This is a genomic window from Janthinobacterium sp. HH102 (assembly GCF_001758625.2).
In the GTDB taxonomy this organism is placed as follows: domain Bacteria; phylum Pseudomonadota; class Gammaproteobacteria; order Burkholderiales; family Burkholderiaceae_D; genus Janthinobacterium.
Window position 1 is genome coordinate 3775487 of record NZ_CP062062.1, and the last position, 13035, is coordinate 3788521.

Annotated in this window: 13 protein-coding genes; 4 read left to right on the forward strand and 9 right to left on the reverse strand. The window is 65.6% G+C overall.

Annotated elements, in window-relative coordinates:
- Window positions 1-160: 160 nt before the first annotated feature.
- From JAB4_RS17185 to JAB4_RS17220, 8 genes are all read right to left on the reverse strand, one after another.
- A complete protein-coding gene (locus JAB4_RS17185) occupies window positions 161-979 on the reverse strand; it encodes a helix-turn-helix transcriptional regulator (RefSeq protein WP_070218446.1) in 819 nt (272 codons plus the stop codon).
- A gap of 18 nt (window positions 980-997) precedes the next feature.
- Window positions 998-1507 (reverse strand): peptide-methionine (S)-S-oxide reductase MsrA, encoded by a 510-nt coding sequence (gene msrA / locus JAB4_RS17190; RefSeq protein ID WP_070218447.1) that lies wholly within the window; start codon window positions 1505-1507, stop codon window positions 998-1000.
- 56 nt (window positions 1508-1563) lie between these two features.
- On the reverse strand, window positions 1564-2907 hold the full coding sequence (locus JAB4_RS17195; protein ID WP_070218448.1) for an MBL fold metallo-hydrolase: 1344 nt from the start codon (window positions 2905-2907) through the stop codon (window positions 1564-1566).
- Between the two features lie 114 nt (window positions 2908-3021).
- Window positions 3022-3996 carry a porphobilinogen synthase gene (gene hemB / locus JAB4_RS17200; RefSeq protein WP_070218449.1) on the reverse strand — a complete coding sequence of 325 codons (975 nt, stop codon included), beginning with the start codon at window positions 3994-3996 and terminating at the stop codon, window positions 3022-3024.
- A 112-nt stretch (window positions 3997-4108) separates the two neighbouring features.
- Window positions 4109-5005 (reverse strand): DUF535 family protein, encoded by an 897-nt coding sequence (locus tag JAB4_RS17205; RefSeq protein WP_070218450.1) that lies wholly within the window; start codon window positions 5003-5005, stop codon window positions 4109-4111.
- A gap of 165 nt (window positions 5006-5170) precedes the next feature.
- Window positions 5171-6523, reverse strand: a complete 1353-nt coding sequence (locus JAB4_RS17210) for a HAMP domain-containing sensor histidine kinase (protein WP_070218451.1) — start codon at window positions 6521-6523, stop codon at window positions 5171-5173.
- Window positions 6516-7202, reverse strand: a complete 687-nt coding sequence (locus JAB4_RS17215; protein WP_070218452.1) for a winged helix-turn-helix domain-containing protein — start codon at window positions 7200-7202, stop codon at window positions 6516-6518. The genes JAB4_RS17210 and JAB4_RS17215 overlap by 8 nt, the downstream gene beginning before the upstream one ends.
- A 96-nt stretch (window positions 7203-7298) precedes the next feature.
- Entirely contained in the window at window positions 7299-7688 is a 390-nt protein-coding gene (locus tag JAB4_RS17220) for a hypothetical protein (RefSeq protein WP_139143685.1), read from the reverse strand.
- A gap of 238 nt (window positions 7689-7926) precedes the next feature.
- Here JAB4_RS17220 and JAB4_RS17225 point away from each other — a divergent pair, with 238 nt between their 5' ends.
- From JAB4_RS17225 to JAB4_RS17240, 4 genes are all read left to right on the forward strand, one after another.
- A complete protein-coding gene (locus JAB4_RS17225) occupies window positions 7927-8703 on the forward strand; it encodes a DUF481 domain-containing protein (protein ID WP_070218454.1) in 777 nt (258 codons plus the stop codon).
- 1 nt (window position 8704) lies between these two features.
- Window positions 8705-10588 carry an alpha/beta hydrolase gene (locus tag JAB4_RS17230; RefSeq protein ID WP_083287218.1) on the forward strand — a complete coding sequence of 628 codons (1884 nt, stop codon included), beginning with the start codon at window positions 8705-8707 and terminating at the stop codon, window positions 10586-10588.
- A 108-nt stretch (window positions 10589-10696) separates the two neighbouring features.
- Entirely contained in the window at window positions 10697-11341 is a 645-nt protein-coding gene (locus tag JAB4_RS30680) for a hypothetical protein (RefSeq protein WP_227741975.1), read from the forward strand.
- Window positions 11342-11347: 6 nt separating this feature from the next.
- Window positions 11348-12028 (forward strand): RES domain-containing protein, encoded by a 681-nt coding sequence (locus JAB4_RS17240; protein ID WP_139143686.1) that lies wholly within the window; start codon window positions 11348-11350, stop codon window positions 12026-12028.
- A gap of 11 nt (window positions 12029-12039) precedes the next feature.
- On the opposite strand, the gene JAB4_RS17245 is transcribed toward JAB4_RS17240, so the two are convergent.
- Window positions 12040-13035 carry an HD domain-containing phosphohydrolase gene (locus tag JAB4_RS17245; RefSeq protein WP_070218456.1) on the reverse strand — a complete coding sequence of 332 codons (996 nt, stop codon included), beginning with the start codon at window positions 13033-13035 and terminating at the stop codon, window positions 12040-12042.

Consider the following 13035-nt stretch of genomic DNA (forward strand, 5'->3'; position numbering starts at 1 on the left):
GTGTCGCCCTCCCCTTGTTGATTTTATTGGGTGAGAGCGGCCGGGTGGTCCCGGCTTGAAACACAGTATGCAGACGCCCGCCGCGAACCCTGTCCCCATTTTGGGGACATTTCGCGGCGAACACCGTCAAAAAGGCGGAGCCGTCCCTACGTCCAAGGGACTAGACAGGTGCTGGCGCCATGCACAGGGCAAACAACTGGCGCTGGCTGGAAATGCCCAGGCGTTTATACGCGCGCTTCTGGTAGGTGATGACGCTCGATGGCTGCAGGCCCATGGTCTCGGCGATTTCCACGGCCGTGAAGCCTTCGAGCACACAGCGCAGCACGTCCAGTTCGCGCTTGCTCAAGGCGGGACAATGCTGGCGCAGCCTTGCCAGCATCATGGGCGCGACACCCTGCGCGGGCTGGCCGTTCAAGCTGTAGTGGTGCCTGGCCGCATGGGCGAACAGCGGGGACAGGGTTTCGATGGCGGCGATTTCGCCAGGCTGGAACTGGCCCTGGCTGCTGTCGCGGTAGAAATTGACGGACAACCAGATATCGCCGGCCGGCTGCACCAGCAAGGATAGCCGGTCCGAGACATTCGGCTTTTGATAGCAGGTGGCGCGATAGCCGGGATGGTCGATCTCGTCGCTCGCTTGCTGGTGCAGCACGATGGCGGGATCGATTTTCCGCCCGGGCGCGGGCGCGATCACGCGCTGGTTGCCGTCGAGCGCGTAATAGTGGCGCGCGTAGCTGTCCGCGATATCCTGCAGGAAACGTCCGCCGCGCCGGTCGGCCACGGCCACCGTGCGGGGCCGGTTGCCGAATTCATAGGCAAAGATCGTGCACTGGGAAATGGGCGCGACCGTGCTCACCGTCTTCAGGATGGCCCCGGCGACGGCATTCACGTCGGCATGGCCGATGGCAGCCACCAGATCGAGGGCGCGCCCCAGATCCAGCTGCCCTTCCGCCTGCCGCCGCTCCACCTGCCAATAGCGCATGGCCGTCTCCCGTGACGCTTATTGTTGACGCTGCGGCAAGACCCAGTCCGGCCGGATGTAGTGGCAGGTGTAGCCGTGCGGCAAGCGCTGCAGATAATCCTGGTGCTCCGGTTCCGCTTCCCAGAACGGGCCGGCCGGCGCCACTTCCGTCACCACCTTGCCGGGCCACAGGCCGGACGCATCGACGTCGCGGATGGTGTCTTCGGCCACGCGCTTTTGCTCGTCGTTCGTGTAGAAGATGGCCGAACGGTAGCTCGTGCCGCGGTCGTTGCCCTGGCGGTCCGGCGTGCTGGGGTCATGGATCTGGAAGAAGAATTCCAGGATCTTGCGATAGCTGATGGTGCTCGGGTCGAAGATGATTTCGATCGCTTCCGCATGCGTGCCGTGGTTGCGGTAGGTGGCGTTGGCGACGTCGCCGCCGCTGTAGCCCACGCGCGTGGCGATCACGCCCGGATAGCGGCGCAGCAAATCTTGCACGCCCCAGAAGCAGCCGCCGGCCAGGATCGCGGTTTCGTTGTCTTGTGCCATGGTGTCTTTCCAGTTCTAGTCAGAAGCAGCTATCTTACTCTGTCGCGCGACTTTCTTCAGCGGGCCAGCAAGCGCTTGAGCTGCGCCGCCTGGTAGGCACCGATGGCGTCATTGAACAGGCAGCGGATCAGGGGATCGTCGACGATGTCGGCCTCCGCCAGTGCGGCCCGCGCCCCGGCATCGAACGGGCCATCGTTGATGCGCATGTACATCGACGTCAGCGATTCGCCCAGCACCAGCGCCGCATCGCATTTCACCAGCGGCACCTCGGTGGTCCAGCCGGGCGCTTCGTTCGTCTCGGGCACGAGGTCGATCAAGTCGCCATGCGTGCGGTAATGCAGGATGGTGGCCGCGCCGTCATGGCCGTACAGGGCCAAGCGCCACAGGCGCGGTTGCTGGAAGTAGCTGTCCTCGGGCAGCTCCATGTCACGGTAGCGCTCAAGCAAACCGTTGCGGCAGAAATCGAGCACCAGCGCTGCGTCGGCATCGCTCAAGGGCGGGAAACGGCGGGCGATATCCGCCGTGGCGGGCGGCGGCGCGTCGGGGCGATAGTCGAAATCCACGTCCTGCGGTCCGACCGGGAGCACCCAGGGCAAGGGTTCGGCGCTGCTCACTCCGTGCGCGTCGAGCAGCACGGCCGTCGACGGATCGAGGCGGAAGATGTGCGCCTCGGGCAGCGCGGCGCCGATTTCATCGGCAAAGCGGCGGTAAGTGATCGGGAACATCGCATGGTTATACCAGGACCAGTCTTCCTGCACGAACTGACAGGAGCTGGGCACGAGGTAACGGGGCGCCAGCGCGCGCAGCTGCGGCACCCAGTCGTCGGGAAGCTCGACCGGGCCTCGCGCTGCCAGCGACGGCGCGATGACGGCGATCTCGCGCATGGTCTGGAACGGCCACAGCACCATGTCCCAGGGCGCGAACGCGGCCAGCTGCGCCAGCGTCTCGGGGCCGATCCACGAGTCGACGACGTTGAGCACATTCATGCCGGCTGCGCGCACCTGGAACAGCGAATCGACGTCGTCGTCCAGCGCCCGGCGCGGGATCACCTCGATGGCGCCCACGCGCACGGGCACGTCCACCTGCAGGCGCTCGACGGACGTAAAGCCGAGCGCGCGGATCATCGCGAACAGTTCGTCGAAGACGCAGTACAGATAGATGGGCGTGGCGCGGTCCAGCGCATCGAGGCTGTCGAGCGAGCAGTGGTCGTCGTGGAAGTGCGAAATGAAGACGGCATCCCAGCGCAGCCGGCGCACGGCATCGAGGTCGAAGCGCACGGACGGAAACGCGTGGCAGTTGCGGCTGAAGGGGTTTTCAACGATGGGGTCGAAGGCGATGGTCGTGCCTTCGCATTCGAAGACATAGCCGGCGTGCAGGATGCGGGAGATTTTCAGGGGCATGGGAAATCGGAAAGAACCCAACGGCGGAAATGCCGGGGTCGGACCCTGAGGGTCCGACCCCAGACTTTGCCTTTGGGGTAAAAAAGGACGCTAGCTGTGCGCCAGAGACAAGGCTCAATACGGATTATTCAGCACATCCATCGCAAAGTACGTAAAGATCATGTCGGCGCCCGCGCGCTTGATGGCGCCCAGGGTTTCCTGCACCACGCGGCGCTCGTCGATGGCGCCCGCCTGGGCGGCGAACTTGATCATCGCGTATTCGCCGCTGACCTGGTAGGCGCCGATCGGCAGGCGCGTCACTTCGCGCAGGTCGCGGATGATGTCGAGGTAGGCGCCCGCAGGTTTCACCATCAGCGCGTCCGCGCCTTCGGCTTCGTCGATCAGGGACTCGCGCACCGCTTCGCGGCGGTTCATCGGGTCCATCTGGTAGGTCTTGCGGTCGCCCTTCAGGGTACTGCCGGCCGCGTCGCGGAACGGGCCGTACAGGCCCGAGGCGAACTTGGTCGAATACGCCATCACGGGCGTGTCGTGGAAGCCGGCCGCATCGAGCGCGCTGCGGATGGCCGCCACCTGGCCATCCATGGCGGCCGACGGGGCGATGATGTCGGCGCCCGCCTGGGCCGCGATGACGGCCTGCTTGCCCAGGTTCAGCACCGTGCTGTCATTGTCGACCGTGTCGCCATGCAGGATGCCGCAATGGCCGTGGTCCGTGTATTCGCAGAAGCAGGTGTCGGACATGACGACCATTTCCGGCACGGCGTCCTTGATGATGCGCGACATGCGCGCCACCAGGCCGTCCGGGTTCAGGGTGTCCGTGCCGTGGCTGTCCTTGTGGTGCGAAATGCCGAAGGTCATGACGGAGCGCAGGCCGGCGCGCGCGTAGCGCTCGATTTCCTGCGCCAGCTTCGCTTCGGGAATGCGGCGCACGCCGGGCATGGACTTGATGTCGATGAAATCGCTGCTGCCTTCGTCGACGAAGATCGGCAGGACCAGGTCGCGCGGATTGATCTCGGTTTCGCGGAACAGCTCGCGCAGTTGCGGGGTCGCGCGCAGGCGGCGCATGCGCGAAGTGGGGAATTGTGCTGGCATGGGGTGACTGGCTTCAGGTTAACAACGCCAACAAGTATACGCCGATCGCGCCGCTTGCGCCGGGCTGCCCGGCAAAAAAGCCGCGCAGGTCAAAAAATGCCGCCTTGCGCCTTCATTGCGGCTGCAACAGGGCCGCCACTTGCCAGCGCATGTCCGCCGCCAGCTGCACCAGCATGGCGCCGCGGCGGCGCGCATCAGCGCGCTTTTTCGACGGCACCAGTTCCAGGTCCGGCATCCGGCAAGGGCCGCATGGCAGCCTGTAATTGCCGTCGCCGGCAGGCAGCGCATGCAGTTCGCGCCACGCCAGGTCGTAATCGCACGAGATGTGGCGGCGCCGGCGCCAGTTCAGCGCGATGCGGTTGGCGTTGCTGACCAGGTCCAGGTGGCCGCAACCGAAAAAATCGCCCAGGTCGCGCAAGGCGGCCACCATCAGGTTTTTCGGTCGGCAGCCGTGCAGCGCCCGCGTGGCGTCCTTCACCGCCTGCGCGCCCGCCTGCGAGCGCAGTCCCTGCAAGGCGCCCAGCTGGATGACGGCGCCTCCGGGCTGGGGACGGAACAGGAAACTGGCCAGGTACAGCGACACGCCGTCGCGCGTCAGGCGCAGGCACAGGTCGCCCTCGCGGTGGCTGTCATGGATGGCCGTCAGCTGCAGGCGGTAGGTGGCGCCATCCTTGCCCTCGATGGCGGCCAGCACCAGCGCGCGGCGCGCCGCGTATTCCACCAGCGGCCGGGCGCCCGCCTGCCACATGAAACGGTAATGCCCGCGCAGCAGCTCCACCCGCGCCGCGCAACCGAGCTGGCGGCTGGCGTAAGGACGGTAAATCTTGTACAGCAGGCTGGGATGGGCGTGCGCCAGCGCCGCCAGGCCAGGCGTGCCTGCGACAAAGGCTTGCCAGCGCGCGCGCTGCAGAGGAAAAACGACGGCGCCCAGCGCGGCCTTGATACGGTGGCCATGCTGGCGCAGTGCGGGCAGCGCGGCGCGCTCCTCGATGATGGCAAAAGTATGCATGCGTATGCTTCTACAACAGGTCTCGGCAAACAGAACGCGGCAGGACCGCGGCAGCCCGAAACAGGCGGCAGCACGCATGCAGCCGCTCTACGCCGGGTAGAGCGGATGATAGGTGGGAGCTAAAACAATGGGGGTTACAAGTTGGTAATGTGCTGCCTGCCTACGCTAGCGCAGCAGGTGCAGGCGCAGCCGCAAGCCCGGCGCCGCATCCTCGATTTCCAGACTGCCGCCATGCAGGGCCGCGATGGCCGCCACGATGGACAGGCCCAGGCCATTGCCGGGCAAATGGCGACTCTTGTCGAGGCGGTAGAAGCGCTGCGTCAGCTTCGGCAATTCCTCGGCCGGCACGCCGGGGCCGTTGTCGCGCACGGCCAGCCAGCCGCCCTGCGCGTCGCTGCCGGCCGACACTTCCACCGTGGCACCCTGCCCCGCGTACTTGATGGCGTTGTCGACCAGGCTGGCCAGGGCGCTGCCCAGCAGGTTGCGGTCGCCCCGCGCCGGAACGCCCTCGCCATACATCTGCACCAGCAGCACGCCCTGCTCGTCGGCCGTCGCTTCATACATTTCCACGATATCGGCGCCGATCTGGTGCAGGTCGATGTCGTCGAAATTCTCGGGACGCATGCCCGATTCGGCCGCCGCGATCTGCAGCAGCTTGTCGAACACGCGCGTCAGATCGTCGATGTCGTCGATGGCCGCCTGCGCCGCGCTCTCGTAGCCGGCCACGCCCTGCTGCTGGCGCAAGGCGCCATCGAGCTTGTTGCGGATGCGCGCCAGCGGCGTGCGCAGGTCGTGCGCGATCGCGTTCGACACGTGGCGCACGCCTTCCATCAGGTGTTCGATGCGGTCGAGCATGCGATTGATGTCGCGGCTCAGCAAGCCGAATTCATCCTCGCTGGAGACGGGAATGCGCCTGCTCAGGTCGCCCGCCTCGATTTCCCCCGCCGTGCGGCGGATCTGCCCGATGCGCGCCTCGAGCTGGCGGCGGAACAGCCAGGCGCCCGCCACCACCAGCAGGATAGCCACCCCGCCGCCATAGGCCAGCGAGCGCAGCACCAGCGTGCGGATCGACTTGCCCTCCTCCATGTCGCGTCCGACGAACAGGCGCGCGCCGCCCGTCAGGTCGCGGATCAGCATGCGCGCGGGCACCCGGCGCCCTTCGCGCGTGACGTCGCGGTGCAGCAGGCGGCCCACGGGGCTGCCCAGGTCGGGCCAGGACGACAGATTGCCTGCCACGCGGCGGCCATCGGCATCGACCAGCAAAAAGATCTCCGTGTCGCTGTCGGTGCGGTCGGTCAGCAGATGGGCGATTTCCGCCATCGTGCGGCTGCTGCCGCCCTGCTCGTACAGCGCGGCGAGGCGCTCCGAGAGCAGGGTCAGCTTGCGGTCCACGCTGCGATCGAGCACGCCGATGGTGCCGAAATAGAACACGGCGCAGACGATGCTGATCGACACGACCACCAGCACGCCATAGCCGAGCGCCAGCCGGGCCGCGATCGAGCGGTGCAAGTTACGCACTGTCGAGCACGCCCAGGGTGTAGCCGACGCCGCGCACCGTGTGGATCAGCGGCGGAGAAAACTCCTTGTCCACCTTGGTGCGCAAACGGCTCACCTGCACGTCGATGACGTTGGTCTGCGGGTCGAAATGGTAGTCCCACACGGCTTCGAGCAGCATGGCGCGCGTGACGGACTGCCCCTGGTGGCGCATCAGGTATTCCAGCAGGCGAAATTCGCGCGGCTGCAGCGCGATTTGGCGGTTGGCGCGCGTCACGCGCATGGTGCGCATGTCGAGCACCAGGTCGGCCACCTGCAGCTGCGTCGATTCGGGCACGGGCGCGGCGCGGCGCAGCAGCGCCTCGATGCGCGCCAGCAGTTCGGCGATGGCGAACGGTTTCGACAGGTAATCGTCGCCGCCGCTGCGCAGGCCGCGCACGCGTTCGTCGACGCTCGACAGGGCCGACAGCACCAGCACGGGCGTGTTGCGGCCCATGCCGCGCAGGCGCGCGACGATGGCCAGGCCGTCAATCTCGCCGGGCAGCAGGCGGTCGAGCACCAGCGCATCCCAGTCTTCGCCGCAGGCCAGGCGCATGCCGTCGATGCCATTGTCGCAGGCGGTGACGTCGTGGCCCGCTTCGCGCAGGCCGGCACAAATGTAACGGGAAGTTTCGGCTTCGTCTTCGATGACCAGGCAGCGCACGGGGATTCCTTGTAAGATCAGGCAGCAAATACGCGCAGCATACGCCAGGCGCGCGCCACTTGCCAGCCCCGGCGTGCACCGCCAGGCGGCGGCCGGCTAGTTACATTTGCCGCGCAGCTTGGCGATCGCCACGAAGGGCAAGGCATATACGCCACCGATGCCGATCGGGCCGATGCTGGTGGGCTGGCGCTTCAAGCCGTCGGCGTGCAGGCAGTCGGGCACCTTCGCCTCGGCGAAGGCGGCGGAGAACTGCTCGTATTTCCGGTCGGCGCGTATCGTCACCTGCTGCATGGCCGGCTGCGGCAGCGCGTCGCGCGCCTGCGCCTCTTCCGCCAGTACGGCGCGCACGGCGTCGCGTATCATCGATTGCGTCAGTGGCGGTGCCGCTCCCGCTCCCGCTCCCGGCGTCGTCTCCGGCGCCTGGCCCCCGGCCTGCACCGCCGCGCACAGCCAGACCGCGGTGACAAGCTTGCAAGCTATTTTCATCGTCATCATCCACACATGCCAGGTTTGCAATATTTCCATCAATATAGCAGCATTCGTGCGCGCCGGGGCGTGCGGCGAACGTTGACGGGGTCGGGTACAATACAGCCTCGAGAATGTTTGGCCGCGCCCGCGCGCGCATGTTTTATCGGCGCTTCCCGGCTTGCCGCGGCCAGCATCGCCACCACTGCCACTAACGAACATCAGGCGCGCCTGGCGCGCGCCACAGACCACTACAGCCATGAAATCGACCCACTCTCTCGCACTGGCGCTGGCCATGGCCATCACTTGCGGCAACGCCGCCGCCGCCGACACCAAGCAAAGCATGCTGTTCGATGAAATCCCCATCGGCAGCTGGAGCACTTCCGCCGAACTGGGCGCCATCACCACCTCGGGCAACACGGTCGGTACCTCGGTGACGGGCAAGATCGACGCGCGCCAGGAACTCGACGACTGGAGCAACCAGTACATCTTCAGCGGCTACTTCAAGGAAGACGAAACGACGAACGACGAAGGACAAAAGATCCGCGAACGCTCGGCCGAACGCTTTTCCGCCTCCGCCAAGGCCGCCTACAAGCTGATGGCCGACCATGAAAAACTGTTCGTGCTGGCCTCGCACGTGAACGACAAGTTCGGCGCCTACACCAAGTACTCGACCCTGGCCGTCGGTCACGGCTCGCGCTGGTATCAGTCGAGCGACAAGAGCGTCGACGTGGAATTCGGTCCTGGCTATTTCAGCGGCACCAATGACGCGGGCGAATCGGAACACGGCCTGACGGTGCGCGGCGCAGCCGCCATGAAGTGGAAGATCAGCCAGTCGGCCATGTTTACGCAGACGGTCAGCGTGGAACGGGGCACCTCGAACACCCACTCGATCGCCGAAACGGCCCTCAGCACGAAGATCAACGGCACCATGCAGATGAAGGCCGCCTTCAGCGCCCGCAACGATACCCGCGTACCGGACGACAAGAAGAACACGGATACGCAAACCTCGCTGACCCTGGTCTACTCGTTCTGAGATGCCGGCCACGCTGATGCGGCGCTTGCGCCTGGGCGCCCTGCTCTGTGCCGCGGCGCTGCTGAGCGGCTGCGCCGCCGTCACCGTCAGCGCCATTTCGCCGGCCGACTACCTGCAGCAGCGGCGCGGCGACATCCTCACCACGGGCAAACTCAGCGCATCGGCCAGCGAAGTGCTGCGCATCATCGGCAGCGACATCGCCGCCTGCGAAGCCAATACGGGCAGCTGTCGCGCCGACCTGGCCCGCTCCGAGCTGCTCAGCGACGAACAGCGCCTGGCAACCCTCTCCGAATTGTGGCTGGAAAGCGCCCTGGCCGAAGAAAAACAGGGCGGCCACCCCAGCGCCGAGCTGCTGGCCGCGTGGCTGGAATCGGCCCGCTATGCCTACGCCTACCTGTTCTACACGACGCGCACGCCGGGCCAGCGCGCCTTCGAGGAACGCCAGACGCAGATCCGCGACTACTATAACTACGCCGTGCAAAAGGCCGTCGGCAACCTGTTCCGCCACCGCGGCGAATACCGCCCGGACGGCCATGTGATCCGCGTCGCCGGCTGGCAGATCGACAGCGAACTGTCTGCCCTGCGGCTGCCCGCAGACGGCACCCTGCCGGAAGAACTGCTGCCGGCCACCTCGCTGACGTTTTCCGGCCTGCGCAATGTGTACCGGCGCGACGGCTTCGGCGCCGACCTGGTGGCCGTCATGCCCAAGCCCCCGGCGTCGACAGGCGACTATGTGCCGTACCAGGAAACCCGCTTCCCCGTCGTCACGGCGCTGATCCGCTTCGACGGCAAAAGCCTGCAGGAAGTCCTGGCCACGCAGCAGCTGCTGGTGATGCTGGTCGACCCGACGCGCAGCGAATCGACGCGCATGGCGGGCCAGGAACTGCCCGTGGCAGCCAATTTCACGGCCGGCTATGGCCTGTGGCTGGCCCGCTCCGGCTTCGGCGTGCAGGCGCTGCGCACCCTGTTCGGCCGCGCCGACGGCATTTCGCGCCCGCAGGTGCACCTGATGCAGCCCTACGACCCGAACAAGCGCACCATCGTCATGCTGCACGGCCTGGCCAGCAGCCCGGAAGCGTGGATCAACGTGGCGAATGAACTGATGGGCGACGAACAGCTGCGCCGCCGCTACCAGATCTGGCAAGTGTACTATCCGAGCAATGCGCCGCTGGCGGCCAATAACGCCGCCATCCGCAAGGCGCTGACCGCGACGCTGGCGCAGTTCGACCCGGCTGGCAAGGCGGATGCCGCGAACGAGATGGTCTTGATCGGCCACAGCATGGGCGGCGTGCTCGCGCGCCTGATGGTGTCCGACGCCAGCAACACCCTGCTCGACGCCATCACGGAAGAATACAATTTGAAGGGCAAGAAGGCGGAAAAAGTACGCGCCGGACTGGCGCCCTACCTCAATTTCACGGCCATGCCGCAGGTGAACCGCGCGATCTTCATCGCCGCGCCGCACCGCGGCACCTCGTTCGCCAACCACAAGGTGGCGCGCTGGATCGCCAATCTCGTCACCTTGCCCATCACCATGCTCGACCAGCTGTCCGACGCGGCCGGCAGCCTGGCGCAGCTCGACACGGGCAGCAGCGAGCCGCTGCGCATCCCCAACAGCATCGATAACCTCAGCGACAAGGACCCGTTCGTGCGCCTGGTGGCGGACCTGCCCATCAGCCCGAAAGTGCGCTACTACTCCATCATGGGCAACGACACGCCGGACCTGCCGCTGGCCGAATCGAGCGATGGCGTGGTGCCCTACGCCAGCGCCCACCTCGACGGCGCGCTGTCGGAAAAAGTCATCCCCTCGTGGCACAGCGTGCAGGAAAGCCCGCAGGCGATCCTGGAGATACGGCGGATTTTGCGGCTGCCGGACAGCTTGCCCTGATATACAGCGCTGCCTGATGCAGAAAAGATGCGCTTTTCGCTTGATAAAGTTGCGAAACATGATAATCTTGTGTGTAAGACGCCTGGCGCATATACCCGAGGAGCGAACATGACAGCGCATCTGCATCACGACACTCTGGCGCCCGCGCGCCGGGAATGGACCGACAACGACCTGCGGGTAGTGGAACAATTCTCGCAATTGGTGAGCGCACAGCTCGACCTATTGGCGCAAGGTCCCGAGCGCGAGCGCCTGATCGACCTGGCCACGCGCGCGCTCGATGCGGCGCGCGCCTCTCTGCGCGCCACCCCGCCATCGATACCGCTGCAACTTCCCGTGTCAAAACTCAAGGTATCCGATGTCATTGGGCAAGGATGGGTGGAACTGTCGCAGGCGTCGCTGTATCGCGCAGTGGAAAGCCAGCGGTTTTATTGCGTGACACCCAAGGGGCGCAGTATCGGCAAGGAGTTTCCGGCGTGGCAATTTGTCCAGCCCGTGCCGGAACTGATCGCGCCCGTGCTCGCCATTCTCGCCGGCCAGCCCGGCAGTGACATTCATGCCTTCTGGGTCAGCAGCGCAGACGAACTCAACGAACTGTCGCCGGCAGAGCTGCTTGCAGGCAAATCGTTCGAAACGCGGGCCGAAGTGCATCCCAGTCAGCAGGCGCTGCTGGATCTGCCCGCCAGCGAGAGATTGCGCAAGGTGCTGGCGGCGGCGAAGTGGCAGCATAGGGGCATGGCCGATATCGTAGGCTAGCCTCGCATGACGCTACAACTGAAAGATACGCTTGTCCCGCCAGAAATGACCGCGCGCCTGCCGGCGCTGGCATTGCTGCGCGCTGAATTATTGAGTCATATCATCACCCATCCAGCAGGCCAGGCCGTGGTGCGCGCGGCGTGGAACATGGCATCGATCTGGCCATTGAAAGTCCAGCGCACCTACCGCTTCGGCCCGCCCGCCGAACTGGCAGATGCGGCCGGCTTCCCCTATCACTGGGCGTATCTTGCGGACGATGCCTATACGGCTGCCTGGGAAGCCCAGCTTTGCCAGAACGACGTGACGCGTCCGGGCACCTTTTATATCGCGCATGGTGCGGAACTGGCCCTGATCGCCACGCTGTCGTTCAGCGCCCCGCTGCAATTGCTCGACCTGACCGGGCTGGCCGCCAGCCGCCTGGGTATCTACGATCAATTGCGCAGTCCCGACCACGGCTGGTGCCAATGGCTGGGCTGGCAGCTGGATCAGATCATTGCGCAGGAGGCAGGCGCGATTCACGGTTTCGTGTATCCATCGCGGCGACAACCCGGCAAACTTGCCTATGCGATATCCTCTCGCCACATGGCAACCTTGGGCACAAGCATGGCATGCGCCCATGTGCAATTCGGCAGCACTGAAGCATATGCGCGCTTGCTGGCCGACCGCCTGCGCGTGGATCCGCCCTGAGCTGATACGCCCTACGCCGGCTCGCGCCACTTGTCCTTGATCTCCAGCATGGCCGGCAGCTGTTCGATGAACAGCGCCAGCAGCGCGGGATCGAAATGCGTGCCGCTGTCGCGCTGCATGGTGGCGATGGCCTCTTCGATCGTCCAGGCGCGCTTGTAGGGGCGCTCGCTGGTGAGCGCGTCGAAGACGTCGGCGATGGCGACGATGCGGCCTTCATGGGGGATTTCTTCGCCTTTGAGGCCTTGCGGATAGCCGCTGCCATCCCATTTTTCATGGTGCGTCAGGGCGATGGTGCGCGCCATTTTCAGCAGTCCGCCCGCGTGCTCGCCGATGATGGCCGCGCCGATTTCCGCGTGGCGGCGCATGACTTGCCATTCTTCCGCATCGAGCTTGCCCGGCTTTTGCAGGATGGCGTCGGGGATGCCGATCTTGCCCACGTCGTGCATCGGTGCCGCATTCAATAAATCTTCCGCCCTGGCCGCGCTGTAGCCGGCCGCCAGTGCCAGCTGGCGCGCGTAATAGCTCATGCGGATGACGTGCATGCCCGTCTCGTTATCCTTGTATTCGGCCGCCTGGCCCAGGGTCTGGATCACCTGCAGGCGCGAGCGGCGCAATTCCTCGGCGTCCACCAGCGACAAGTGCGTGCGCACGCGGGCGCGCACGATGGGCGGGCTGACGGGCTTGGTGATGTAGTCGACGGCGCCCGCGTCGAAGCCGTCCGCCTCGTCCTTCACGTCGCACAGGGCGGTGACGAAAATGACGGGAATCGCGGCAGTGACCGGCATGGCTTTGAGCTGGCGGCACACTTCATAGCCCGTCATGGCCGGCATCATGATGTCGAGCAGGATCAGTTCGACGGGGTTGTTCTGCGCCAGTTCCAGCGCCTTCTCGCCATCCTTGGCGTACAGCAGGCGGTAATCGTCCTGCAGAATCTGGCGCAGCACCTGCAGATTCGTCGCTTCGTCGTCGACGAGCAGCAGGATCGGTTTGTCTTCTTGTAAGGTCAT